At 70.2% G+C, this 24,013-nt stretch carries 19 protein-coding genes; 13 read left to right on the top strand and 6 right to left on the bottom strand.

The annotated features are described in order from the left end of the window. Nucleotide 1 precedes the first annotated feature (1 nt). Nucleotides 2–1,783, bottom strand: a complete 1,782-nt coding sequence (locus LXT23_RS26930; RefSeq protein WP_253983181.1) for a hypothetical protein — start codon at nucleotides 1,781–1,783, stop codon at nucleotides 2–4. 363 nt (nucleotides 1,784–2,146) lie between these two features. Between LXT23_RS26930 and LXT23_RS26935 the strand changes: the two genes are divergently transcribed. Then, complete coding sequence (locus LXT23_RS26935) at nucleotides 2,147–3,034, top strand: DUF3455 domain-containing protein (RefSeq protein ID WP_253983182.1); 888 nt, start codon at nucleotides 2,147–2,149, stop codon at nucleotides 3,032–3,034. Here the strand turns inward: LXT23_RS26935 and LXT23_RS26940 are convergent. The 3 genes from LXT23_RS26940 to LXT23_RS26950 all read right to left on the bottom strand — a co-directional run bounded on the left by LXT23_RS26940 (nucleotide 3,021) and on the right by LXT23_RS26950 (nucleotide 5,324). Further along, nucleotides 3,021–3,161 carry a hypothetical protein gene (locus LXT23_RS26940; protein ID WP_253983183.1) on the bottom strand — a complete coding sequence of 47 codons (141 nt, stop codon included), beginning with the start codon at nucleotides 3,159–3,161 and terminating at the stop codon, nucleotides 3,021–3,023. The genes LXT23_RS26935 and LXT23_RS26940 overlap by 14 nt on opposite strands. A 90-nt stretch (nucleotides 3,162–3,251) precedes the next feature. Continuing rightward, on the bottom strand, nucleotides 3,252–4,343 hold the full coding sequence (locus tag LXT23_RS26945; RefSeq protein WP_253983184.1) for a hypothetical protein: 1,092 nt from the start codon (nucleotides 4,341–4,343) through the stop codon (nucleotides 3,252–3,254). Between the two features lie 279 nt (nucleotides 4,344–4,622). Further along, complete coding sequence (locus LXT23_RS26950; RefSeq protein ID WP_253983185.1) at nucleotides 4,623–5,324, bottom strand: sigma-70 family RNA polymerase sigma factor; 702 nt, start codon at nucleotides 5,322–5,324, stop codon at nucleotides 4,623–4,625. A 31-nt stretch (nucleotides 5,325–5,355) separates the two neighbouring features. Between LXT23_RS26950 and LXT23_RS26955 the strand changes: the two genes are divergently transcribed. Next, nucleotides 5,356–8,220 carry a serine/threonine-protein kinase gene (locus LXT23_RS26955; protein ID WP_256561252.1) on the top strand — a complete coding sequence of 955 codons (2,865 nt, stop codon included), beginning with the start codon at nucleotides 5,356–5,358 and terminating at the stop codon, nucleotides 8,218–8,220. Nucleotides 8,221–8,928: 708 nt separating this feature from the next. Here LXT23_RS26955 and LXT23_RS26965 read toward each other — a convergent pair. Next, complete coding sequence (locus LXT23_RS26965) at nucleotides 8,929–9,609, bottom strand: fibrinogen-like YCDxxxxGGGW domain-containing protein (RefSeq protein WP_253983187.1); 681 nt, start codon at nucleotides 9,607–9,609, stop codon at nucleotides 8,929–8,931. Nucleotides 9,610–10,048: 439 nt separating this feature from the next. Here LXT23_RS26965 and LXT23_RS26970 point away from each other — a divergent pair, with 439 nt between their 5' ends. The 7 genes from LXT23_RS26970 to LXT23_RS27000 all read left to right on the top strand — a co-directional run bounded on the left by LXT23_RS26970 (nucleotide 10,049) and on the right by LXT23_RS27000 (nucleotide 20,166). Further along, nucleotides 10,049–10,438: an ArsR/SmtB family transcription factor gene (locus LXT23_RS26970; protein ID WP_253983188.1), complete on the top strand. Its 390-nt coding sequence runs from the start codon at nucleotides 10,049–10,051 to the stop codon at nucleotides 10,436–10,438. Continuing rightward, a complete protein-coding gene (locus LXT23_RS26975; RefSeq protein WP_253983189.1) occupies nucleotides 10,435–10,902 on the top strand; it encodes an SRPBCC family protein in 468 nt (155 codons plus the stop codon). The genes LXT23_RS26970 and LXT23_RS26975 overlap by 4 nt, the downstream gene beginning before the upstream one ends. Before the next feature lie 138 nt (nucleotides 10,903–11,040). Then, on the top strand, nucleotides 11,041–11,601 hold the full coding sequence (locus tag LXT23_RS26980) for a DUF1993 family protein (protein ID WP_253983190.1): 561 nt from the start codon (nucleotides 11,041–11,043) through the stop codon (nucleotides 11,599–11,601). Nucleotides 11,602–12,071: 470 nt separating this feature from the next. Beyond that, nucleotides 12,072–12,899 carry an SAM-dependent methyltransferase gene (locus tag LXT23_RS26985; protein WP_253983191.1) on the top strand — a complete coding sequence of 276 codons (828 nt, stop codon included), beginning with the start codon at nucleotides 12,072–12,074 and terminating at the stop codon, nucleotides 12,897–12,899. A 14-nt stretch (nucleotides 12,900–12,913) separates the two neighbouring features. Continuing rightward, the gene (locus LXT23_RS26990; protein WP_253983192.1) at nucleotides 12,914–14,491 is read left to right on the top strand and encodes a hypothetical protein; all 1,578 of its coding nucleotides are present in this window, start codon (nucleotides 12,914–12,916) and stop codon (nucleotides 14,489–14,491) included. A 15-nt stretch (nucleotides 14,492–14,506) separates the two neighbouring features. Continuing rightward, nucleotides 14,507–14,740 carry a hypothetical protein gene (locus LXT23_RS26995; RefSeq protein ID WP_253983193.1) on the top strand — a complete coding sequence of 78 codons (234 nt, stop codon included), beginning with the start codon at nucleotides 14,507–14,509 and terminating at the stop codon, nucleotides 14,738–14,740. Between the two features lie 77 nt (nucleotides 14,741–14,817). Further along, nucleotides 14,818–20,166 (top strand): trifunctional serine/threonine-protein kinase/ATP-binding protein/sensor histidine kinase, encoded by a 5,349-nt coding sequence (locus LXT23_RS27000; RefSeq protein WP_253983194.1) that lies wholly within the window; start codon nucleotides 14,818–14,820, stop codon nucleotides 20,164–20,166. Between the two features lie 87 nt (nucleotides 20,167–20,253). On the opposite strand, the gene LXT23_RS27005 is transcribed toward LXT23_RS27000, so the two are convergent. Next, nucleotides 20,254–20,892 (bottom strand): glutathione S-transferase C-terminal domain-containing protein, encoded by a 639-nt coding sequence (locus LXT23_RS27005; protein ID WP_253983195.1) that lies wholly within the window; start codon nucleotides 20,890–20,892, stop codon nucleotides 20,254–20,256. Between the two features lie 105 nt (nucleotides 20,893–20,997). Here LXT23_RS27005 and LXT23_RS27010 point away from each other — a divergent pair, with 105 nt between their 5' ends. From LXT23_RS27010 to LXT23_RS27025, 4 genes are all read left to right on the top strand, one after another. Further along, nucleotides 20,998–21,927, top strand: coding sequence for a LysR family transcriptional regulator (locus LXT23_RS27010; protein WP_253983196.1), 930 nt, complete (start codon nucleotides 20,998–21,000; stop codon nucleotides 21,925–21,927). Between the two features lie 316 nt (nucleotides 21,928–22,243). After that, nucleotides 22,244–22,975: a beta-ketoacyl synthase chain length factor gene (locus LXT23_RS27015; RefSeq protein WP_256561253.1), complete on the top strand. Its 732-nt coding sequence runs from the start codon at nucleotides 22,244–22,246 to the stop codon at nucleotides 22,973–22,975. Further along, entirely contained in the window at nucleotides 22,968–23,750 is a 783-nt protein-coding gene (locus LXT23_RS27020) for a lysophospholipid acyltransferase family protein (protein ID WP_253983198.1), read from the top strand. Before LXT23_RS27015 ends, LXT23_RS27020 begins: the two co-directional genes overlap by 8 nt. Further along, on the top strand, nucleotides 23,737–23,997 hold the full coding sequence (locus tag LXT23_RS27025) for a phosphopantetheine-binding protein (RefSeq protein ID WP_253983199.1): 261 nt from the start codon (nucleotides 23,737–23,739) through the stop codon (nucleotides 23,995–23,997). Before LXT23_RS27020 ends, LXT23_RS27025 begins: the two co-directional genes overlap by 14 nt. Nucleotides 23,998–24,013 lie beyond the last annotated feature (16 nt).

Consider the following 24,013-nt stretch of genomic DNA (forward strand, 5'->3'; position numbering starts at 1 on the left):
GTCAGTGCCCCCTCTGGAAGAGGTTCGACTGGGTGAGGGACTTGACGAAGGGACGGACCTTGCGACCTCCCGCGATGAAGCGCGTCACCTGGTCGTCCAGGTAGCCCGCCTCCGCCGCCGGGTCGATGTCCCGGCCCAGCACCTGGGCATGCAGGTGCCGCACGACGCACTTGTCGAAGGCGCCCGCCGCGACGATGAGCTTCGCGAAGCCGAGCGGCCCCACCGTCCCGTCGCTGACCTGCCCGAGCAGTGTCTGCTCCGGCGGCAGGAAGTCGAGGAAGAGCACCTCGGGGTTGGTCTCCGCCTGGGCCACGGTGACGGGGGTGAGCAGCGTGTCGGGGGCGTACCACCGGTTCCAGTGGCTGAACGGGTCGACGCCGTAGGGGTACGCGCCCGTGCGCCACCGCACCGGCCAGTGCCAGGCCGTGCCGACGCCGGGCATCAGGTACTTCGCGCCCCAGCCCTCGAACGCGTCTCCGTGCTTCGCGAAGCGCTTGAAGTGGAGCGCCGCGGGGTCCAGCCGGCGGTGGCAGTGCTGGCAGGGGCCCTCCGTGCCCGGGTCCCTCCGGTACTCGTTGAACTCCTGGCCCGAGGGCGGCGCCAGGACTTCGCACGCCAGCGTCTCCAGCGCCCGGGCGCCGCGCACGCGCTCGCGCGGGTAGGCCGCCAGGAAGCCCAGGCTGGTGAGCATGCCGGCGGCGGGAATGCCGCGCGAGGCACCCGTCTGGGTGCGCGGGTCGAACGTGTAGTCGCGCTCGGCCAGGAAGAAGGGGTTGCGCGCGGGGACCTCGTACTCCCTCCATGCGAGCGGGTCTCCCGGCGAGTGCTCGGGGTCCACCGGCGCGCTGGAGAACCGTGACGGCCGCCACCACGAGTCGTCGTCGAGCAGGCTCGTCACGCCTCCCGCGAGGCCCTGCATGACATAGGCGACCTGCAGGCTGGTCGGGCCGACGGAGTAGGTGCCGAGGATGAGGTCGGTGACCGGCCGGTCGTGCCACGCGATGTGGGCGAAGAGCCGGGCGGGCTCCTCGGAGACGAGCCGCCGCTGGCCCTCCGGGTTGTAGGGCACGTAGTCCTCGTGCCCCGGGTACTGCTGGAAGTCGGCATGGCAGCGCACGGCATTCGGACCACAGCCGCAGGTGCCCACCGGACCCAAGCTGGCACAGGTCACCGTCACGGGACGGCCGCTGTTCGGGTCGAGAGCGGTCCCCGTGAGCGCAACACTGGCCGCCAGGCCCACCAGCGTCACCGTCGTCCCGGGAGCCCACCACGGCTCGATGGAGCGCTCGTCCACCGGCGAGCCATCCGTCTTCAGGCCGGTGCAGGCCGTGTCGTCGCCTCGGTAGAACTTCCACGCGCCGGCCTTCGCCGTTCCCGCCGCGCACCGATGGATGGAGCGCTGCTGCTGCAGGCCATACTCCGGCGCGTCGGCGGTCCGCGGGGTGAGCGGCAGGTTGAACCAGTCACGCGCCTGCTCGAACATCGTCCGGTAGAACACCGGCTGCTGGAGCGTCTGGTCGACGAAGGTCGCGACGAAGGCCCGCTGCGCGGCGTCGTCGCCCGAAGCCCCCAGCGCCGCGTACTCCTCGCCGGTCGGCGGAGTGCCGCGCAGCGCGAGCGACGCCCGGCGCAGCAGCCGGCTCGGAGAGAGCAGGTCGTTCCTCTCGCCAGCGTCCGGCGTCTCCGTCGGGGGAACGTCGACGCAGCCCGCGTCCTGCGGGTCCCCGGGCGGCTCGGTGGGCGGAATCCCTCCAGCCGAGCCGGAGCAGCCCACCCAGACCACGAGTGGCAGGACCCACCAGAGAGGACTCGACCCGCGACTCGGGGCGGGTGGCTCCAGGCCAGCATGAAGAGGAATCGAGACGCGACGTTTCATCGGCGGCCATTCAGCAACCCATGTGCCATGAGCATCCAGAAGCGGACACACCGTGGCCCCTCCTGTGTGGCGGCATGCGCGCGGCGAGAAGTGAAGCCGGCACAACGGGGGATGTGCCCCCCACGTTGAGGCCCCTGCCCCCCAGTCTCAGGGCGTGAGCATATGAAGCGACCGCGACGGTCGCACCGCGAACACGCGGTCCTCCACCAGCCGGATTGCCGCCACGGCGGCACGCTCTCACCGTGCGTCTTTTCTGGAAGGAGGCCTCCCTTGAAGACTTCCCGCTGGTCCTCGCCGCGTGGGCTCGCCGCGCTCGCGCTCTCCGCCGTGGTGCTCGGAGGCTGCGACGACAATGACGAGGCTCCGTCGGACTCGGAGCGCGCCACGGAGGCCCTGCTGCGCATCTCGCGCGACGCGCCCACCGCGCTGCCGGACGACGTGCCGGAGCCACTGCTCCGCGTGACGTTGGGAGCCGTGGAGTACAACCTGCGTGAGCTGCTGGGCCGGGAGGAGGGCACGCGTCCCTCCGCGCGCATCGTGGCCGCGTACAGGACGGTCGACACGCCGTCGGACGCGCCGCCCCTGGGGACACCGTCCGCGAGCCTTCCCGTGGACTCCACACCGTCGGCGCCCGCGGCCCAGGTCTACGAGTGCCGCCAGGTCGGCGTCGCCTTCACCTGGACACAGGTCCAGCCCGAGGCCGGCCTGCGGCCCTTCACCACGGGGGTTGTGCCGGGACTGGAGACGCTGGTCCTCGACCACTTCCGCTACCCGGGCGACATCGACTACGGGGCGCCCACCGGGACGCCTCCGGCCGGTCCTGCCTGGCGCGTGGCCGCCCCGGCACTGAACGGGGGCGAGCCCACCTCCGGGCAGACGCTCTTCGTTGGCGTCGCCGATGCCTCGGTGCACAACGGAGCGGGCAGCGTCCCCCTGCTGCGACTCTCCAATGCCGCGCGCATCGACCAGGGGCTCCCCTCGGACGTGTTCTCCCGGACCACGGCCGACGGCACCCAGCGCGGCTATGTGCTCCGGCTCGCCACCGCGGGAGGCGTCGCGCCCACGACGGGCTGCACAGGCACCGGGGACCTCGGGAAGCGGGAGCGGGTGCCGTACTCCGCGGCCTACTTCTTCGTGGAGGTCCTCACGCCGCCGTGACGGTGACCTCCACCTTCGAGAGGACGTGGTCCAGCACCGCCGCGTGCCTGACCAGGTGCTCGAAGCGCTGGAGCACACCGGGGCTGGAGTCGAACAGCCGCGCCAGCTCCTCCGAGGACGCGGCCACGCTCCCGAGTACTTCGAAGAGAGCAGCGTCCGCCACGGAGGGAGCGGAGCGGCCCCCCGCGGGCCAGGCTCGCGCTCCCCCCGTGGGCACTCACCAGAACTTGAGCTTCTTCACCGCCGACTTCGCGCCGTCCTTCATGGCCTTCGCGCCGTCCTTGACCGCGTTGCCAATCTTCTCCGGGCCGACGGCGCCCACGACGCTGGACACCGTGGAGACGACGCCACCCACCTGGGAGACGACGGGGATGTTCGTCGCCGCCAGGGCCGAGCCCGCGGCGGTGATACCCGCGGTGACCTTCTTGCCCACGGACGCCTTCGGGTCGCGCAGCGTCGACACGAACGCGGCGGTGTCCGCGGCGGCGATGGCGACGTTGACGCCGGGGACGAAGCGTCCACCCGCCCTGCCCGCGAGCTTCGCGGCCTTGAGCCCGTCGGACGCCATGGCCTTGGAGGCGCCGTTGGCGACGGCCCGCTTCATCTTCGAGTCGGCGACGTGCTTGAGGTCCCGGACCGACACGTCACCGCCCGCGCGCAGGTACTTCTGGGCCATCGCCTTCGCTGTCTCCCCTGCCTTCGTCCGGACGGTGTTCCGGTGGTGCGCGGCCGCGTCCCCGGGCGCCGTCAGTCGCGGCCCGTTCGCCTGCTTGTCGATGGCGTCGCGGAAGCCCTTCGTCACGTCCCTCACCGACTGCCGGGCCTCCCGCAGCTCCGCGAAGCCCTTCACCGTGTTGAGGCCCACGGACGCGAAGCTGGCGGTCGACCCGAGGGCCTTGTTCTTGCTCTCGCGGTCCCAGCCCTCGCGGAAGCCGGCGCGGATGTCGCTGACCATCGACGCCCCGGCGAACGGGAGCTGGGCCACGCCGAGCGTGCCGCCCACGCCCGAGGCCGTCCGCGTGAACGGGGTGTTGCGCGCGGTGACCGTCTTGCGAGGCTGGTCGTTGACGAGCGGAAGGGGCGTGTTGCCGAACTTGAGCTTCTCCGTCCGCACGTCACGGCCGCCCTTCGCGAGCATGAAGACGTCGGCGATGCTCTTCACGCCGTTGGCGCGGACGCCATTCCCGTCGTTCTTGTCCGCCACGCGGTCGATGAGGTTCTTCTTCGACTCCTTCTTGGCCTCGGCCTTCTTCGGCTCGGCCTTCACGGGCTTGTAGGTCTTCCTGCGGGCGTCGGAATTGATGCGCATGGGCGGGGCTCCGGGGGGAATGTTTTCAAAATGGATTGTCGACACCAGAGCCTGAAGGTTGCCCAAAGACTCTCAATTATCGATACGCATCGCCGACACATCCAATCAAAGACAATACAATCCCATCCACAAACACCGTGGACAGGAAGAGGGACGCAGGGGGACCTCTTTCGGAGGACACGCGCGGGCCACGGGTGGCGCATTTCCTCCGGAAGAATCCGGCCGGCCAGCTCGCAACCCCACGGAATCCGGGCGTTCTGGGTGCTCCACCCGCGGGACTCAGCCGGGCGTCGGGTCCTTCATCGCGGAGCGGATGCTCAGGTCGAGCTGGCTCTGGAGCTCACGCAGGAGGCTGCCCAGCGCGGGCGTGTCGACACCGATGCGGATGGCGAGCCGGGTACGGACCTCCGCTCGCAACCACTCACGGGCCTGCGCGAGCCAGCGCTTCACCGTGGAGCGGTCCACGCGGTAGGCCCGGGCAAGCTCCGCCGTTCCCAGCCCCTCCACCAGGTGCAGCCGCAGCAGAGTCCGGGCCCGGGGCTCCAGTCCCTCGAGGGCTTCCCGGAAGGCCTGGGTGAAGTCGTCACGGTAGCGGTCCTTGATGTAGCGCCGGTCCGCGTCGTCGACGGGCGACGCCACCTCTTCGAGCCGCGAGTAGTCCCCCTCGAGTGGAGCCTTCCGCTCCCGGAGCAGGTTCAGCGCGGTGCGCAGGGCGGCCACGCGAAGCCAGGCCAGCAGGGGGCCCTGGCCTTCATAGTCGGCCATTCGCGGCGGGCGGTCTCCGCTGGGGAGGAAGAGCTTCACGCGCAGCAGCTGGAGGGCCTCCTCCGTGGTCGGAACGTCCATTCCCCGCTGGAGCAGGGCCTTGCGGAGCTGCGGGATGAGGCGTGCCTCAAAGCTGGCGAGGGCCTCGGCATCACCCCGCGCACACGCCTGTGCGAAGGCCAGGTCTTCCCGAGGGTCCGTGCCGTTCATCGTCATGCCCCCCTACGTCGGCTATCGTGTCCTCGTCATGGACTGTTTCGACACCCGACAGCTCTTCGCCTTCGCACGAGGTGAGCTGGGCGAGGAAGCAGCCGGGTCGGTGGAGCAGCATCTTGATTCCTGCGCCGTCTGTCGAGCGCTCCTCGCGGAGGCGGCTCGCGGCCCGGACGACGCCAGCGTCCCACACACAGAGGGAAGTCCGGTCCACCCGTGGCTCCAGCGAGGCGCCCTCCTCGGACGCTACGTGGTGCTGGAGCGTATCGGCGCAGGAGGAATGGGCGTCGTCCATGCGGCGTACGACCCGGAGCTGGACCGACGGGTCGCGCTCAAGCTCATCCGCATCGACTCGGTCAGCCCGGCGAAGCAGGAGCAGGCCCAGGCCCGGCTGCTGCGCGAGGCCCAGGCCGCCGCCCGCGTCGTGCACCCCAACGTCATCACGATTCACGACGTGGGCCGGTTCGGCGAGCACGTCTTCCTGGCCATGGAGCTGGTGGACGGCACCACGCTGCGTGAGCACATGCGCAGTCGGGACAGCGACTGGCGCGGGCTGCTGGGGCTGTTCCTCCAGGCCGGACGGGGGCTGGCGGCGGCGCACGCGCAGGGGCTCGTCCACCGGGACTTCAAGCCGGACAACGTCCTGGTGGGCCGCGACGGGCGTGTCCGCATCACCGACTTCGGGCTCGCGCGCATCGTCCACGGACTGGATGAGTCCTCGGGGCCTGCCTCCGGGCAGGACACGGGCGCGCCGAAGCATGGACTGCTCACGCGCTCGGACCTGGTGCTGGGCACGCCCGCGTACATGTCCCCCGAGCAGAAGCGGGGGGAGCTGTCGGATGCGCGTGGCGACCAGTACAGCTACTGCGTCGCGCTCCATGAAGCGCTGTATGGGAAGCGGCCGCCGCGGCCGGGGCAGCCGCGAGGCACCAGCGAGGACGATGCGAGGTGGCCATCGCGCGAGGCCGGAGTGCCGGCGTGGGTGCACCGGGCCCTCTTGCAGGGGCTGGCGGAGGCTCCGGAGCAGCGACATGTCTCCATGGACGCGCTGCTGCGGCGGCTCAGCGAGGCCCCGGGGGCGAAGTGGCGCCGGGCTGGCATGGCGGCAGCGGCGGGGCTGGTGCTCCTCGCCGGTGGCGCGGCCCTCCACCGGTCCACGTCGGGAGACCCGTGCGGAGGCAGTGAGCAGGCGCTCGTCGGCGTCTGGGACGCGCCCCGGAAGAGCGCCGTGCGAGCCGTGTTCGAGGCCAGTCCCCTGCCCTACGCGTCGAGCGCGTGGCGTGAGGTGGAGCGGACGCTGGATGGCTACTCGCGCGACTGGGTGGCGGCGAGCCATGAGGCGTGTGTCGCGACTCGGGTGACGGGCCACCAGCCGGAGCGGCTGCTGGACCGGCGGGTCATCTGCCTGGACCAGCGGCTCAAGGACCTGTCGGCCGTCGTGGACACGCTGGCGGGAGCAGATGCCCAGGTCATCCAGAACGCGGCGCGCGCGGCCCATGGCCTGGAGCGCCTGGCGCCGTGCGCGGACATTCCGACGCTTGCGTCGCCGGAGCCTCCGCCCTCGGATGAAGGGACGCGCCAGCGGATGGAGGGCGTCCGGACCCGGCGCGCGGCGGTGCGGGCGAAGCTCAACGCCGGGCAGGTGATGCCCGCGCTGGAGCTGGCCACGTCGGTGGCCCGGGAGGTCCACGAGGTGGGCTACGGCCCGCTGGAGGCGGAGGTCCTGGACCTGCTCGCGGAGACGCAGGGGCAGGCCCGCCAGTACCGCGAGGCCATCCGGACGCTGCACCGGGCCATCCAGGCCGCTGAGTCGAGCCGCCACGACTGGCAGGCCGCGGAGTCCTGGGCCGGGCTGGTTCGGCTGCTCAGCTTCGTGGGCACGGAGCTGGACCCGGACGAGGAGGCCCCGCGCCACGCGGCGGCGGCCCTGAAGCGGCTGGGTGGAGACGCCCACATCGAGGCCATGCTCTCCAGGAACCTGGTCAGCCTGCATCGCGCCCGGGGCCGTCCGGCGGAGGCGCTGGTGGAGGCGCAGCGGGCGCTGGAGCTGGCTCGCAAGCTCTACACGGCGGAGGACCCGGAGCTCGCCACGGCGCTGCTCAGCGTGGGCCAGACGCTCGGGATGCTGGGGCGCCATGAGGAGGGCCTTCCCTTCCTCCGGGAGGCGGAGACCATCTACGGCGGGACGTATGGGCCCGAGCATCCGAACCTGGCCGTGGTCCTGGACATCCTCGCGGTGCACGAGGTGCAGGCGGGCAATCCCGCGAGCGCGCTGGAGTATGGGCGGAAGGCCCTGGCCATCTTCCGACGCGTCCATGGCGACGAGCACCTGATGACCGCGAGCACCCACCACAATCTGGGCGGCTTCCTGCTCGAGCTGGGCCGGGCGGAGGAGTCGCTTCAGGCCTTCGGGCACGCGGCGCGAATCCGGGAGAAGGAGCTGGGGCCCGGGGACGCCAAGCTCGCGGCCTCGCTGTCCGGCATGGGGCGCGCGCTCGCGAAGCAGGGGCGCTACCGGGAGGCGGCGGAGCACCACCAGCGGGCGCTGGCGATTCGCGAGAAGGCGCTGGGCCCGGAGAGCACGCAGGTGGGCCTCGACCTGCTGGGGCTGGGCAGGGACCTGGTGGAGCTGAAGGCACCGGGAAAGGCCCGCGTGTACCTGGAGCGCGCGGTCGCCATCTTCGAGCGGCAGCCGGCCGGGACGTCGGAGGCCAGCCTGGCGGATGCGCGGTTCGCGTTGGCCCGGGCGCTCGCGGATGAGGGACGCGAGCCAGAGCGGGCGAAGCGACTGGCTGACCAGGCCCATGAGTACAACCAGCGGTTCCCACGGGAGCGCGCCGTGGAGCTCGCGGAGACCGGGCGCTGGCAAGTCCCGGGCGTCGTACGGCGGCGGGACTGACACGTGAACCCGGGGGATAGCGCTGACTTCGGCCTACTCCGCGAGTAGTCTCCGCATTGACGGGCGCACCGCAGCGTCATTTCGCGAGGCACGGCATGGAACCTGGCCCCCTGAATCCGGCACGCCTTCCTCCCGGCACGCCCAACTACCGCTCGCCGGAGGCGTGGAGACATGTGCTCCGGCCCCAGGACGACATGGCGGTGCCGTAAGCGCCAGGGCCCGCGGACGATGTCTTCGCACTGGGTGTCACCGCGTTTCGGCTGGTGACGGACGAATACCCGGTCTCGATAGATGCGAAGGACGAGGCCTCGCGCCGCTGGTACCTGGAGGGCATCTCGCCCCCGTCACCGATTGTGACAAGGAGGCCTGTGTTTACAGGGGCGCCTGTTACATCCCGGTCTTCCCGCCCTTTCGTCCCCCCACCTCGAGCCCTACGGGTCGCGATGACAGTCAATAGACACCTCATGCGGCACGCCAACCGTACCAACTGGCGTCAAAGGCTCGCAGGTACCGGACTGGGAGCGCTACTCGCACTCGGAATCGGACGGGTGTTGAGCAAACCGGCTGCGGAAGTAACCGCGGGTCTCAGAACCGGAGCCGCAGATGACACAAGCGCTCGCGGCACTGTGGCCGTCGGGGACGCCGCACTGAAGGCCTCGATGACACCTGTCCAACCACCTTCAGCGTGGTCGCCTGTATTGACGACGGCTACCACCTGACGAAACGCGAGATGCGACGGACCCGGGTGTAGTCGGTGCCGTCGCTGGCAAGCATGAGCTCCGCGGCATTGGTCGAGCGCATATGGGGGCCGACCCTGCCATCCTCAATCCCGGGGTCGGCGTCGGCACCCAGGTTGTAGATAAAGCAGGTGCTGTAATGCTGGGTGACGTTCGCATAGTGCGTCGCGCACTGCCCTCCCGCGTACGAATCTCCGTCATAATCAGGCGCCGACCAACCCGAGGCGAACTGCCATGTGTAGATATGTGAATGGCCGCTGAGCCGTTGAGGGTTCTGGAACCGCATCGTACTGGTGTCAAAACCGTCGACACTTGCGGTGAAGACGACGACAGCCTTGCCACGCAGATCCTCGATGATGTCCATGTACTGGACGACGCTCACGAACTCCGTCTTGCGGTAGAGATAGAGGCTGCCGTCATAGAAGTTGGAGTCCAGGCTGGGACGGCCTCTGCGCCCCAGGCGCTCGGCGTAGGGGATGTTCCAGAAGTCCATCGTGTTGGTCCCAAGCACGCTGTTGTAGACCAGCGCCCAGCCCCCTCCCTGGGTCTCCATGTCGCAATAGGCGGTGATGGCCTGGGCTCCGTCGGGCTTGAGGTAGTAGACGCCCGAGAGGCGGACTCCCGTGGAATAGAGGTGCTGGCAGCTCTTCATGGCGAGGTCGGGGGTCTCTCCGTACCCCGGTTCCCCCGCCAGGACAGGGACCGGGTGAAGCACCATCGACAACGCGATTGTTGCGCCAAGGGCAGAGCACAAGGACTTCGAAGACATGCAGGACCTCAGGTGCGGTGGGTGAGACCTTCAGCCTAGCGAGCGCACGAAGACACGGCCAGCCGCTTCCGCGCGCGGCCCTCGCGCGCCTCCGTCTCCTTTGGGAGAGCGTCAGGACGCGAACCAGGGCACGGCCGTTGCGTATCGTGGGCTGGAGGCAGACGGCAGCCCTTCGCGTCGTGGCGGCCTGATCGCACAGCCCCAACAACGCGTGGACAGCAGCGCCATCAGGGCGGTTGCAGGGTCCGTTCAACGCGATTCGAGCGAACGCGCTTGCGCGTAATGAACCAATCGGTTAATTTCCCAATCGGTTAATTACCCCATGCCGATCGACCCACTCAGCGCCACCTTTGCCGCACTCGCCGACCCGACCCGGCGCGCGATCCTCGCGCGGCTCTCGAAGGGTGAAACCTCCGTCACGGAGCTCGCGCAGCCTTTCGAAATGAGCCTCCCTGCCGTGACGAAGCACCTCAAGGTGCTCGAGCGCGCGGGGCTGATTACGCGGAGCCGCGAAGCGCAGTGGCGCCCCTGCCGACTCGCGCCGAAGCCGCTGAAGGACGCGAACGCCTGGCTCGAGCACTACCGCGAATTCTGGGAGGCCAGCTTCGACCGGCTCGAGGACTACCTCGCCGACCTCCAGGGACAGAAGCGCCCGGCGCGCGCCCGCAAGGTTCCAACCCCGAAGAAGCCCAAACGAGGAGCACACACATGAATGCAGCGCTCGACCTCAACGAACTCGCGAAGCGGCAGCTGGAACTCTCGCGGCTGATCAGCGCCCCGCGCGCGCTGGTCTTTCAGGCGTTCACCGATGCGAAGATGATCTCCAACTGGTGGGGGCCGAACGGCTTCCGCACGACGACGGTGAGCAAAGATGTGCGTCCGGGTGGCGCGTGGAAGTTCACCATGCACGGACCCGATGGCACCGACTTCCCGAACCACATCGTCTACACGAAGGTCGTCCCCAACGAGCGGCTCGAGTGGGATCACGGTTCGAAGGAGGGCGAGGTGATGTTCAAGGCAGTCGTCACCTTCAAGGATGAGGCGGGAAAGACGCGCGTCACGTTGCAGCACACGTTGCCCACCGTCGAAGCGCGCGAGCAGGCGGCGAAGTACGCAATCGAAGGTGGCAATCAGACGCTCGCGCGACTCGAGCAGCACCTCGCGACGCAGCAGTAGTCGCTCGTCGCTACGGCACCGTGCGCGCGAGTGCCCATGTCAGCGCGGCTTCGAGCTCAGCGAGCTCTGCATGGTTTCATCAATACGCGCCGGTCGGGACCGGTTGGCACCGGCGCATGATGCGGTAGAGGATGCGCCATGTCTTTGAATGCCTACGATCTATCTGCTGGCGTGTTCGTCCGCGGATTGACCAACTTGAAAACGCAGTTGACGAAGGCCGAAGACCATGCCGCTGCCAGTGGCAGCGGTGAAGCGGCGTTGCTGGACGCACAACTCGCTGCGGAAGGGCGCATGCGCGGCGTTGCGAGTCACGCGCCAGCTGACCTGCACATGTACACGCTCGCCGCTCAAGTCCACTGGGCCGCGGAGGGAGCCAGGTTGGCGATCGCGCAGTTGCTGGGTGCGCCACGGGTGCCGGCCGCGAACGATGCAAAGAGCTTTGCGGATCTGCACCAGCGGCTCGATGCGACGATCGCGTACCTCCGAGAGAGCGCGCCAAGCGACCTCGAAGCCGGCCTCGATCGCACGATCGTGATCGAGCACCACCGTGGCTCGATGCGCTCCAGTGGCCGCCAGTTTCTGATCGCATTCGCGATCCCCCACTTCTTCTATCACGTGACTACCGCCTACGGCATCTTGCGCAACCAAGGCGTGCGACTCACCATGGGCGACTTTTTGGGCAACTGGGGGACGAGTTGAGCTGAACTACGCCACCCGCTCAGCGGGCCGTGAAAGCGGACATGGAGAATCGCCTTCTTCAAAGCCCTCTCACAGATGTTGTTGTCGAGTGGGCGGAACCTGTCAACGCGAGTGAGACAGCAAGTTCGTGAGATTACTGCGCAGCCTCCTGTGAGGTGGCCAGCCGTGCGGGTTGTGGCGCGAGGCGAGCCGGCGCGGCATCGGCTCCTTTGAAGCCATCTACTTCGCGGTAGGTGTTCATCAGCGGCCCGGGGCGGGAGTCATCCCACATCCCCCGCAACCCCTTGCGTCCGGCCCGGACGCAGGCGCGTTCCAACCGGACGCCTCCGACGGGCCCGGCCCCGTGTCCCCACGACGCACGCCGCGTCCCCCCTTGCCCTGAACCCCCGGCATGGCCTGTGCTTCTGCGCGCGGGCACCCTGGAAGGAGCCCGTGCCTGACGCGGTCTCCCCCTCCTCCCGGGGTTCTGAATGGCAACGCAGCAGGGCTCCCTGGTCATCGCAGGCACCGGCATCCAATGGGCCGGGCAGACGACGCATGCGGCCCGCACGGCCATCGAGGAGGCCGACCGCGTGCTCTTCGCCGTGGTCGACCCGTGGACCGTCCAGTGGCTGCGCGGCCTGAAGCCCTCCGCCGAGTCCCTGCCCTACTCCACCGGCAACACCCCACGCCGCCTCATCTACGCGGAGATGGTGCGACGCATCCTCGCCCCCGTGCGCGAGGGCTTCCGCGTCTGCGCCGTCTTCTACGGCCACCCCGGCGTGCTCCACACCGCCGCACACGAGGCCCTCCGCCAGGCCCGCGCCGAGGGCTTCCCCGCGCAGATGCTCCCCGGCATCTCCTTCCTCGACTGCCTCTATGCCGACCTCGGCGTGGACCCGGGCCGCGACGGCTTCCAGGTCCACGAGGCCACCGACTTCCTCATCCGCGGCCGCGCCTACGACGCCCACTCGCCGCTGGTGCTCTCGCAGATTGCCGCCATCGGCAACACCGGCTTCTTCGATGCCACCGCCACCCTCCGCATCCAGCACGGCCTGCGCGTGCTGAGCGAGGTGCTGCGCCGCCGCTACCCCGCCTCCCACGAGGCCATCATCTACGAGGCCGCCGTGCTGCCCATCCAGCCGCCGCGCATGACGCGGGTGACGCTGGAGGAGCTGCCGGCCGCCGCCGTCACCGATGTCTCCACGCTGTACGTGCCACCGCTCGGCCCCGCGCCCGTGGATGAGCACATGCTCGCGCTGCTGGGCATGGCCTCCGGGGATGGGCCCAACCGCAGCACCCAGAAAGGGACTGAATGAACAGGGTAGAGAGAGTGAAGTCCGGCAGGAAGACCGCCCGGGCGTCCCGGCCCGGCACCCCGGCCACCACCGCCAGGAAGCCCGCCAGCAAGAACGTCGTAGCCACCACGCCGCCCAAGGTGAACGAAGGGCGCCGGGAGCTGCGGCGTGGCAACCTGTCCAGGTCCTCCAGTCTCCTGAATGAGGCCACCGGCACCCCGGACAAGGCTCGGGCCTTCGCGTACCTCGGCCTGCTCAAGGGCGGCCTGGGCTACCTGCGCAGACCGGAGTCCGAGCCGCTCTGGCCCACCGGCGCCGACGAGGACTTCACCCAGGCGCTCCAGGACTTCCCCAAGGACGCCCCCGTGTGGCGGGCGTGGACCCTGGCCCAGCAGGCCGAGGCCCGCCGCATCCACATGGGCTCGCGCTTCGCCGTGATGTCGCACGAGGCGTTCTCCGCCGAGGTCAAGAGCATCACCGACCTCTTCGACCAGGCCGCGAAGCTGGCGAAGAAGACGCGCAACGGCAGCGGCCCCACGTCTCCCCAGCTCCTCAACTGGATTCACGCGCACCGTGCCGCAACCGACGTCCTGGCGTGCATGAGGAGCCTCGCGAAGCGCGAGCTGTCCGAGGCCCAGCGACACTTCAAGGCGGCCCAGAAGGGCTTCACGGCGGCGCGAGCGGGCTCGCCGGACGGCGTCTACCCGTGGGCCGCCATCTTCAGCTCCTTCCTGGTGAGCATGCGCCCCAAGGTCTTCCCCCGCAGCCGGGAGACCACGGCGCAGGCCGTCGCCGAGGGCCTCGCGGGCTTCGAGGAGGCCATCTCGCAGAGCAGCGACCCGAGGCAGCGGCTCCAGGACGTCCCGGACCTGCTCCGCACCAACGTCTCGTCCCGGCACAAGCAGGCCCATGACCGCATCAAGGGCACGCTCGACCTCATCGCCAGCGTCCAGAAGCCCCTCGAGCGGGCGCTGCGCGAGTGCGACAAGGGCAAAACGAACGAGGCGGCCCAGCGCATCGAGGACCTGCTCGCCAACGAGCTGTCCGGCACCCACCGCTTCGTCACCCGCTGCCTCGCCGGCATGGCCTACTACGGCCGGCAGTACGACGAGTCCATCCGCTACGGCACCCAGGCGCTCACCGAGGACCCGTTCGACAGCGTCACCCGCTACTTCGTGGCGTCCAGCCTCCTGGACAAGGGTGACGAGCTGGGCGCGCCGGTCAGTCAGGCCATGCAGCAGGAGATGAACAACCAGGTGGAGCTGCTGCTGCGGATGACGCTGCACCTGGCCCTCCGCTCCGGCCCGACCCTCACCCAGGCAGGGCTGAAGCAGCGGCTGGGGGATGCGGGCCGCCACCTCGTGTCGCTGCTCGCCGCCCTGGCTCCTCCGCAGAACGGTGGGCAGGCCCCACTCGGCCAGAAGGCACAGGCGGCCCTGGGCGAGCTGCTGGAGCACGTGCAGCTCCCCGAAACCGACCTCGACGAGCGGCTGTCGGATGCCGTCATGAAGCTGCTGGGGGCCCTGCATGGCCCGGCGGCCGGCGAGCGCGGCAGCCTCCACTTCGAGTCCATCCTGTTCGACCACCTCAAGCCCAAGGTCGTGACGAAGTAACCCCCGGAGACCGCCATGGAACAACTGCTCCAATTCCTCACCGAGCTGACTACCAACCCCTTCAAGCGCCTGGCCTTCCAGCAGGACCCGCTCGCCGCGGCGAGCGCCGCGGGCCTGGAGCCCTGGGCGTGCGCCGCCGTCACCCAGTCCTCTGGCGGCGCGCTGGCGCTGGGGGCCCAGGCGGGCGGCTGGCAGAAGTGCGTCTTCGGCCTCGACCCCGGCCCGGACCCGCTGGAAGACCCGAGCTAGCCCGCCCGCACGCAGCACCGGACCCAGCCTGACGCGCGGCCCCACGGAGGGCCGCGCCCCGAGAAGGACGCGACCCCATGGTGACGAACATCGGCGACTACGACATCACCGGCTGGATCCACGAGAGCCGCAACTCGCTCATCATGCGGGGGCGCCGCAGGTCCGACGGCCTCCCCGTCATCCTCAAGATGACCCGGGAGCGCAACCCCACGCCCCTGAAGCTCACGCGGCTGAAGCACGAGTACGCCCTGCTCGGCACGCTGGAGGGCGAGGGCTTCGTGCGCGCCCACGAGCTCGTGGAGGACGGGGGCCGCTGGGCCCTGGTGCAGGAGGACTTCGGCGGCGCCTCCCTCTCCCACCTGGGGATGGCCGGCACGCTGACGCTGGAGGAGTTCCTCACCCTGGCCCTCCAGCTCACCGGCATCCTCGGCACGCTCCACCAGCGCCGGGTGGTGCACAAGGACCTCAACCCCTCCAACATCGTCATGAACCGCGGCACCGGCCGCGTGGCGCTCATCGACTTCGGCGTCTCCACGCTGCTGAGCCAGGAGACGCGCGCCTTCTCCGGCCTCAACGCGCTCGTGGGCACGCTGGTGTACATGTCCCCGGAGCAGACGGGCCGCATGAACCGGCCCATCGACTACCGCACGGACTACTACTCGCTGGGCGCGACCTTCTACGAGCTGCTCACCGGCCAGCCTCCGCTGCTGAGCAAGGACCCGCTGGAGCTGGTGCATTGGATCATCGCCCGGCAGCCCGTCTCGCCCCACGAGCTGGATGCGCGCATTCCGCGCGCGGTGGCGGACATCGTCCTCAAGCTGCTGTCCAAGAGCGCCGACGAGCGCTACCAATCCGCGCGCGGCCTCCAGGCCGACCTGAGCGAGTGCCTGGAGCAGCTGCGCCGCACCGGCGTCATCGCCCCCTTTCCCCTGGGCCGCCAGGACGGCTCCGAGCACTTCCGGCTGCCGCAGAAGCTCTACGGGCGCCAGCCGCAGGTGGAGCGCCTGCTCGCCGCCTTCGAGCGCACCCGCCAGGGCCCGGCGCTGCTGACGGTGTCCGGCGACCCGGGCATCGGCAAATCGGCCCTGGTCCAGGAGGTGTACCGCCCCCTGACGCTCCGGCGCGGCTACTTCGCCGCCGGCAAGTTCGAGCATGACTCGGCGCAGGTGCCCTACGCCGCGCTGGGCCAGGTCTTCCAGTCACTCGTCCAGCAGCTGCTGACGGAGAGCGAGGAGCGGCTGTCGGCCCGCCGGGAGCAGCTCACCGCGGCGCTCGGGCCCCACGCCGGGCTGCTCGCGCCGCTCTGCCCGGCGCTGGAGCGGGTGCTCGGCAAGCTTTCCGCGCCGGCCGACCTGCCCCCCTCGGAGGCCCGCGACCGCTTCCACCAGCTGGTGCGCGACTTCCTCGCGGCCTTCTCCGCGCCCGAGCACCCGCTGTGCCTCTTCCTCGATGACCTGCAGTGGGCCGACGCGGACTCCCTCAAGCTGCTGGGGCAGCTGCTGGCCCCGGGCAGCAGTCCCTCCCTCTTCGTCGTGGGCGCGTACCGGGACAACGAGGTCGGCCCGGGCCATCCGCTGACGCTCACCCTGCGCGAGCTCGAGACGCAGGGGGCAGCGGTGGAGCACCTCGTGCTCGCCCCGCTCGGGCGTGAGGACGTGACGGCGCTGGTGGCCGACACGCTCGCGGTGTCACCCGAGGCCGCGGCCCCCCTCGCGGAGCTACTCGGCGCGCGCACCGGCGGCAATCCCTTCTTCGTCCGTGCCTTCCTCACGGAGCTGCACGCCGAAGGGCTGCTGGCGTACACGTCCCAGGGCTGGCGCTGGGACGTGGAGCACATCCAGCGCAAGGGCATCACCGACAACGTGGTGGACCTGATGAACCTCCGCGTCGAGCGCCTGCCCGCCGCGACGCGGAGCCTGCTGGACGTCGCGGCCTGCCTGGGCGGCCGGTTCGACCTGGACACGCTGGAGGTGGTGGCGGGCCTGGGACATGGCAGGGCCGGCGAGGCGCTGTGGCCGGCCGTCGTGGAGGGCCTCGTCATCGCCCTGGCGCCGGTGCAATCGGCGGCGGACCTGGTGACGCAGGGAGCCCCCCTGGAGCTTCGCTTCACCCATGACCGCGTCCGGCAGGCGGTGCTGAGCCGGCTCGCCCCCGAGGTGCGCTCACGGATGCACCGCGACATCGGCCGGCGGCTGCTGGAGGCGGGCCACCCGGGTGAGCACGAGCAGGGGTTGTTCGACGTGGTGGGCCAGCTCAACCAGGGCCGGTCCGCCATGAGCGACGCGGCCGAGCTGGACGCGCTCGCCGGGCTGAACCTGCGGGCGGCCCGAAGGGCCCTGCAGGGCGCGGCGGCACAGCGCGCGCTGGAGCATGCCCGGGTGAGCATCTCGCTGTTGGGGGCGCAGGACTGGGAGCAGCGCCACGCCTTCTGCTGGGACGTCTACATGGCGGCGCTGGAGGCGGCCTTCCTCTGCTCGGACCTGGAGACCTTCGCCGCGCTGGCGAAGGTGCTCCTGGCGCACGCGCGCACCCTGCTGGACGAAATCAAGGTCCGCCGGCTGGAGGGGCAGCTGCTCTTCTTCCAGCAGCGCACCGACGACGCGCTCAGGCTGTACCTCGACGTCCTGCGCCGGCTGGGGCACGCGCTGCCGCACGCGCCGGGGCCCGAGGACATCGGCCGGGAGCTCCAGGCCACCGCGCAGCTGCTGGGCAACCGGCCCATCGAGGAGCTGGCGGGGCTGCCCGAGTGCACCCAGCCCGAGGCCAGGGCCATCCTCGAGTTCCTCGGGCACGCCATGCGGGCCTCCAGCATGGGGATGCTCTTCCCGGTGGCCATCTGCCGCATCGTCCAGCGCTCCCTCCAGCAGGGCAACTCGCCGGACTCCGTCACCGGCTACCTCTTCTACGGCGCGCTGCTGGTGCAGGGCGGCGACCACGACCGGGCCTGCCGCTTCGGGCGGCTCGCGCTGAAGCTGGCGGAGCGCTACGACATCAAGAGCCTGCTGGCTCAGGTGAACCACTACGGCCCCGCCCTGCTGTTCTGCTGGCAGCAGCCGCTGTACGAGCTGGTGCCCACGCTCGTCGACTCGTACCGCCACGCGCGCGAGTCCGGGAGCCCCTACGACATCGCCAACAACGCGACGGGCCTGTGCCAGATGCGCTTCTTCTCCGGCAAGGACCTGCGTGAGCTGGCGGCGGACATGGAGGGCTACCACGACGTCGTCCGCAAGCAGCGCAACCCGCTGGTGCTGGGCTGGTACGAGCCGCTGCACCAGCTGGTGCTGGACCTGGTCCAGGACACCGCCGAGCCCCGGCTGCTGGCGGGTCCCGTCTACGACGCGAAGCAGCGGCTGGACGGCCTCGGCAGCACGGGCCTGGCGGCCCCGTTCATCCACCACCACTGCCACGCCCTGCTGTCCTATCTCTTCGGCGACGTGGCCGGCGCGCTGGCGAGCGCCGAGGCGGCGGAGCCGGGCTTCATGTTGATGGGCGGCTCGCTGTGGGCGGGCCCCATCGTCCTGCTGCGCTCGCTGTACCGGCTGGCGGCGTGTACGACGGCCAGTCCGGCCGAGCGGGAGCGGCTGCTGGAGAAGGTGGCGGCGGACCAGCAGCTGCTGGCGGCGTGGCTGCCGCACAACCCGCGGAGCATGGAGCACCGACAGCTGCTGGTGGAGGCCGAGCGCGCCCGCGTGCTGGGCGACGTGCTGCGGGCGCGCGAGTCGTTCGAGCGGGCCGTGGAGCTGGCGCGCCGCAGCGGCTACCAGCACGAGGAGGCGCTGGCCTACGAGCTGGCCGGGCGCTTCTGCCTGTCGCAGGACGACGCGAAGCGCGCGCGCCACCACCTGCGCTACGCCCACCAGGCGTACCTGCGCTGGGGCGCGGTGGCCAAGGCCCGGGCCCTGGAGCGCGAGCACCCGCACCTGCTGCCCCGCTTCGCCCTCGCCTCGCTCACCACGCAGACGCTGGCGGTGACGGGAGACGACCAGGACTTCCACCTGCTGGACGTGCTCAGCGTACTGAACGCCTCACAGGCCATCTCCAGCGAGCTGGCGCTGGACAAGCTGCTGGTGCACCTGATGCAGCTGCTCATCGAGACGGCCGGCGCCGAGACGGGCTACCTGATGCTGGAGCGCGGTGGCCGGTGGGTGGCCGCCGTGGAGAAGACGGTGGGCCGCGACGACATCCAGCTGCTGGGCTCGGTGCCCGTGGAGGAGCTGGAGGCCCAGGGGCGACGGGGCGTGCCCACCTCCATCGTCCACTACGTGGCGCGCACCCAGGAGAGCATCGTCCTGGACGACGCCTCCGTCAGCGAGCGCTTCGGCCGTGACGCGTACATCGTCCGGAACCAGGTGCGCTCCGTGCTGTGCTTCCCGCTGTCCCGCCAGGGCGGGCGCGTCAGCATGGTGTACCTGGAGAACAACCTGTCCCGGGCCGCCTTCACGCGAGACAGGCTGCGCATCCTCCAGTTGCTGTCGTCCCAGGCAGTCATCTCCCTGGAGAACGCCCTGCTCTACGAGACGCTGGAGCAGAAGGTGGAGCAGCGCACCCAGGAGCTCCAGGTGAAGAACGAGCAGCTGGCGTCCACCCTGTCCCGGCTGCAGGAGACGCAGAACCGGCTCATCCTCCAGGACCGGCTCGCCTCGCTGGGCGCCATGACGGCCGGCATTGCCCACGAGCTGCGCAACCCGCTCAACTTCGTCAACAGCTTCTCCCGGCTGTCCGCCGACCTGCTCCAGGAGATGCTGGACGAGCTGGCCTCGCTGGGCACCCAGCTCGACTCCCAGCGCATGGCCAGCCTGCGGGACACCGTCACGGACCTGGGCGGCAACCTCTCCAAGATTGGAGAGCACGGCAAGCGCATGGAGGGCATCATCCGCTCCATGCTGGAGCACTCGCGCGGGGGGCGCGGCAACACGCAGGAGGCGGACCTCAACGCGGTGGTGTCCACCTACGTCAACCTGGCCTGGCAGGGCGTGCGCTCGCGCAAGCCCGACGCGCAGGTGGAGTTCGAGCTGGCGCTGGACGACTCCGCGGGCAAGGTGAGCCTGATGCCCCAGGAGTTCAGCCGCGTCATCGTCAACATCGTGGACAACGCGTGCCATGCGGTGAGCATGAGGAAGGCCCAGGCCGGCCCCGCGGACTTCAAGCCACGCATCCAGGTGCGCAGCCGCAACCTCGGCAACCGGGTGGAGGTGGGCATCCGCGACAACGGCGTGGGGATTCCCCACCTCATCCGGGACAAGATCTTCAACCCGTTCTTCACCACGAAGCAGCCCGGCGAGGGCACGGGCCTGGGGCTGTCCATCAGCCACGACATCATCGTGAAGGGCCACGGCGGCACCCTCCACTTCGAGTCGGAGGAAGGGGCCTTCACCGAGTTCATCATCACCCTGCCCCGGGGCGAGCCGCAGGGCGGCGTCAACTGACGCCGGGGTGGGCTCGGGCTCAGGCCCGAAGACCTCGCCGAGGGCGTCGCCCACGTGGTGGAGGAGAGCAACCCCGCCCCCAGGTGCTCACGCGCTGGCCCGGTGCCTCGCCAGCTCCTCCATGTAGAGCGTCCGCTCCTCGGCCAGGGCCTTCGCGACGCTCGGTCGCTCCGACAGGCGGGTGACGTAGGCACGGAGCGCGGGCCAGCGGTCCAGGTCGATGGGCGTCGCCACGCACCAGTTCAGCACCGTGACGAGGTACGCATCGGCCACGCTGAAGCGGTCCAGGAGGAACTCGCGACCGGTCAGGTGCTTCTCCACGTGGTCCAGCCGCGACTTCCCCTTCTCCAGCGCGTAGGCCCTCACTCCCTCCGGGGCCCTGTTGTCGAGGAGCGGGTTGAAGAGCGCCTTGTGCAGCTCGGTCCCGATGAAGCACAGCCACTGCTGCAGCTGCGTGCGGCCCTTGCGGTCGGTGGGGGCGAGGTTCGCCTTGGGAAAGGACTCGGCCACGTGCTGGAGGATGGCGGCGTTCTCCGTGAGGATGTCACCTTCGTCGGTGCGGATGGTGGGGACGAGGCCGAGGGGGTTGACCTCGCGGAAGTCCATTCCGTCGCGCGTGAGCTTCGTCTTCGGGTCGACCTCCACGTACGTCGCGTCCGCGCCAGCCTCGTAGAGGGAGATGCGGGTCGCCAACGAGCATGCCAGGGGTAGGAAGTAGAGCTGCATGGACAGTCCTCCGGGGTTCGAGCCTCGTTCCCTTCGTGGGAACAGGCGACACTCTCGGCAATGCGGGGTGATGCGTCCAACGCATAGATGGCATAGGCTCGATGCATGGATGACATCGCCTCCCTGCCGAACCCCCGCCTCGACATCCGCGACCTGCGCGTGGTGCTGGCCCTGGCCTCCGCCGGCACCACGGCGCAGGCCGCGTCCGTGCTCCACCTCACGCAGCCGGCGGTGAGCCGGGCGCTGCTCGCGGCGGAGGACAAGCTGGGAGCGCGCCTCTTCGACCGGACCTCGCGCGGGCTCGTGCCCACCGAAGCGGGCCAGCAGCTCGTCTCCGGGGCGACGCGGCTGCTCGTCGAGCTGGGCGACCTGGAGCACCGCGTGCGCGCGCCGGTGGCCCCGCCCATGCGCCTGCGGCTCGTGTGCGAGTGCTACACCGCGTACCACTGGCTGCCGTCCGCGCTGATGAACCTGCGCAGGAGCCTGCCGGGGCTGGAGCTCTCGCTGGCGGTGGAGCACACCCAGGACCCCGTCCCCGCCCTCGTGTCGGGAGACATCGACGTCGCGCTCGTCACGACGTCGCCCGTTCCGCGCGCCAGGCTGGAGGAGCGGCAGATCTTCTCCGACGAGGTGGTCTTCGTCATGGCGGCGTCGCATCCGCTGGCAGCGCGCAAGGCGCTCACGCGTGACGACCTCCGGGCGAGCACGCTCCTGACCGGGCAGACGCCACCAGCGGAGGTGCAGTGGTTCATGACCCGCGCATTCGGGCGCGAGCGCCCGCGGCTGCGCTTCGAGCGGCTGCCCCTCACCGAGGCCCTCCTCGACGTGGCACGCGCGGGCATGGGCGTCGCGGTGCTCTCCGAGTGGATTGCGAGCCCCCACCTCGGCAAGGGGGACCTCGTCGCCAGGCGGCTCGCCTCGGGGCCGCTGCGCCGGCCCTGGCGCATCGCCTGGCGGCGCGAGGTCGGCGACGCCGCGCTCCGCCTCGTGTCCGCGCTCGAGGCCACGGTGCCCCGGGGGCTCGCGGTAGGCTAGGCCCGGGTCGCCTCCGCATCAGGGGTCACCCGTAGGTGGCGTGGAGAGCGGAAAGCCGTGGAAGACTGGCGAGGTTCGCACCAAACCGGGGGGTTCCCACCATCTGACAAGCGAGACGACGTCGCCAGGTCGCCCGCCCGCCATGCGAGCGGGCGCGGGCAATCTCAAGGTCCCGCGCCGACGCCGTTCTCCCGTGGTGCGCCGGTCGCGCCCACAACGACCCTCCAGGCGCGAGGGCTCCGTATGCCAATTGTCCCGTATGTGATGTTTTGGTAGAAGTGCACGCTGGGAGCACACGTATCCTCCCGACATCATGATGGTTTTCTCCGTTCACCACTGGGCCGCGTGGGCTCCCGGGCTTGTCGGGCAGGATGCCTGGAAGGCCTGGTTGTCACGGCCGCATCCGCTTCCGGCCGAGGGCACTCCGCCCTTGACCGAGATGCCGGCGATGATGCGCCGCCGCGTGGAGCGGCTGGGGCGCATCGCGCTGCAGGCGGCGTACGGGTGTCAGGCCGAGGCCCCGCCGTGTCCGGTGGTGTTCGCCTCGCGCTACGGGGAGCTCAGCCGCTCCGTGGAGCTGCTGGAGCAGCTGGCGCGCGCCACGCCACTGTCGCCCACGTCCTTCAGCCTGTCGGTGCACAACGCGATTGGCGCGCTCTTCTCCATCGCCCGCGGTGACACCACCGCCTACACCGCCGTGGCGGCGGGTGAGGAGACGGTGGAGGCCGCCTTCGTCGAGGGGTGCGCCCTGCTCTCCGAGGGGGCCCCGGAAGTCATGGTGGTCGTCTACGACGAGCCGCTCCCCCGCCCCTACCAGCACTTCCAGGAGTACGCGGCGTTCCCTCATGCCTGGGCCTGCCGCCTGCGCGCCGCCGACGGCGCCTCCGGCTACCGCCTCACCTGCGGCGCCGCGACGGGGGCTCCGGAGCACACCGGGGCGGAGGCACTGCCCGCGGGGCTCTCCGTGCTGCGCATGCTGGCCGGCGGGGCGGAGGGCTTCGAGCACGCCGTGGGCCCCCGGCGCTGGCGGTGGCAGAGCCATGCTTGAGACGCTCGAGCGCGGGTGGCGCGTGCTGGCCACGGGAATCTGCTTCGCCACGTTCGGCCTGGGCGGGCTCGGGCTGCGGCTCTTCTACTTCCCCCTGCTGCAGCTGCTCGTCCGGGACCCGGCGCGGCGCACGCGGCAGGCGCGCCTGGCGGTGCACCACACGTTCCGGTTCTTCATCGAGCTGATGCGCGTCGTCGGCGTGCTGCGCTACCGCATCGAAGGGGTGGAGAAGCTGTCGCGGTCCGGGCTGCTCATCCTCGCCAACCACCCGACGCTCATCGACGTCGTCTTCCTCATCTCCCTGGTGCCCAACGCCGACTGCGTGGTCAAGGCCAGCCTGGCCAACAACCCCTTCACCCGCGGGCCGGTGCAGGCCACCGGCTACCTCTGCAACGACTCCGGTCCGGAGCTCGTCCAGGCCTGCATCGACTCGGTGAAGGCGGGCAACAACCTCATCATCTTCCCCGAGGGCACGCGCACGCCGGTGCAGGGCCCGATGAAGCTGCAGCGCGGCGCCGCCAACATCGCGGTGCGCGGGCCCTGCGACATCACCCCGGTCACCATCCGGGCAGAGCCGATTGGCCTCGCCAAGGGAATGCCCTGGTGGCGGGTGCCGCCCAGGCCCATCCAGTTCACCATCGTGGTGCGTGACGACATCGCCGTGGCGCCGCTGCTGGAAGACGCCGGAGGCGAGGCGGCACTCGCCGCCCGTCAGCTCACCACGCGGCTGCACGACTACTTTTCCAGGGAGACACAACGCCATGCAGGCGCTTGAGCAGGACATCAAGAAGCTGGTCATCGAGACGCTGAACCTCGAGGACATCACTCCGGACGACATCGATCCGGCCGCGCCGCTGTTCGTCGAGGGACTCGGGCTCGATTCCATCGACGCCCTGGAGCTCGGCCTGGCGCTGCAGAAGACCTACGGGGTCATCCTTGCGAGCGATTCGAAGGAGAACCGCCGCCACTTCGCCAGCGTGCGCGCCCTCGCGGACTTCGTGAGCGCTCATCGCAAGGCCTGAACTCAAAACCCGAATG

This window comes from Pyxidicoccus xibeiensis, from assembly GCF_024198175.1.
Classification (GTDB): Bacteria; Myxococcota; Myxococcia; order Myxococcales; family Myxococcaceae; genus Myxococcus; species Myxococcus xibeiensis.

Excerpts from the sequence above, each read along its gene's own strand:
- LXT23_RS26980 (WP_253983190.1), top strand. The coding sequence starts at position 11,041 with ATGTCTTTGAATGCCTACGATCTATCTGCTGGCGTGTTCGTCCGCGGA.
- LXT23_RS27000 (WP_253983194.1), top strand. The coding sequence starts at position 14,818 with ATGGTGACGAACATCGGCGACTACGACATCACCGGCTGGATCCACGAG.
- LXT23_RS26995 (WP_253983193.1), top strand. The coding sequence starts at position 14,507 with ATGGAACAACTGCTCCAATTCCTCACCGAGCTGACTACCAACCCCTTC.
- LXT23_RS27015 (WP_256561253.1), top strand. The coding sequence starts at position 22,244 with ATGGTTTTCTCCGTTCACCACTGGGCCGCGTGGGCTCCCGGGCTTGTC.
- LXT23_RS27010 (WP_253983196.1), top strand. The coding sequence starts at position 20,998 with ATGGATGACATCGCCTCCCTGCCGAACCCCCGCCTCGACATCCGCGAC.
- LXT23_RS26955 (WP_256561252.1), top strand. The coding sequence starts at position 5,356 with ATGGACTGTTTCGACACCCGACAGCTCTTCGCCTTCGCACGAGGTGAG.
- LXT23_RS26975 (WP_253983189.1), top strand. The coding sequence starts at position 10,435 with ATGAATGCAGCGCTCGACCTCAACGAACTCGCGAAGCGGCAGCTGGAA.
- LXT23_RS26965 (WP_253983187.1), bottom strand. The coding sequence starts at position 9,609 with ATGAAGAGCTGCCAGCACCTCTATTCCACGGGAGTCCGCCTCTCGGGC.
- LXT23_RS26950 (WP_253983185.1), bottom strand. The coding sequence starts at position 5,324 with ATGACGATGAACGGCACGGACCCTCGGGAAGACCTGGCCTTCGCACAG.
- LXT23_RS26970 (WP_253983188.1), top strand. The coding sequence starts at position 10,049 with ATGCCGATCGACCCACTCAGCGCCACCTTTGCCGCACTCGCCGACCCG.
- LXT23_RS27005 (WP_253983195.1), bottom strand. The coding sequence starts at position 20,892 with ATGCAGCTCTACTTCCTACCCCTGGCATGCTCGTTGGCGACCCGCATC.
- LXT23_RS27025 (WP_253983199.1), top strand. The coding sequence starts at position 23,737 with ATGCAGGCGCTTGAGCAGGACATCAAGAAGCTGGTCATCGAGACGCTG.
- LXT23_RS27020 (WP_253983198.1), top strand. The coding sequence starts at position 22,968 with ATGCTTGAGACGCTCGAGCGCGGGTGGCGCGTGCTGGCCACGGGAATC.
- LXT23_RS26985 (WP_253983191.1), top strand. The coding sequence starts at position 12,072 with ATGGCAACGCAGCAGGGCTCCCTGGTCATCGCAGGCACCGGCATCCAA.
- LXT23_RS26945 (WP_253983184.1), bottom strand. The coding sequence starts at position 4,343 with ATGCGCATCAATTCCGACGCCCGCAGGAAGACCTACAAGCCCGTGAAG.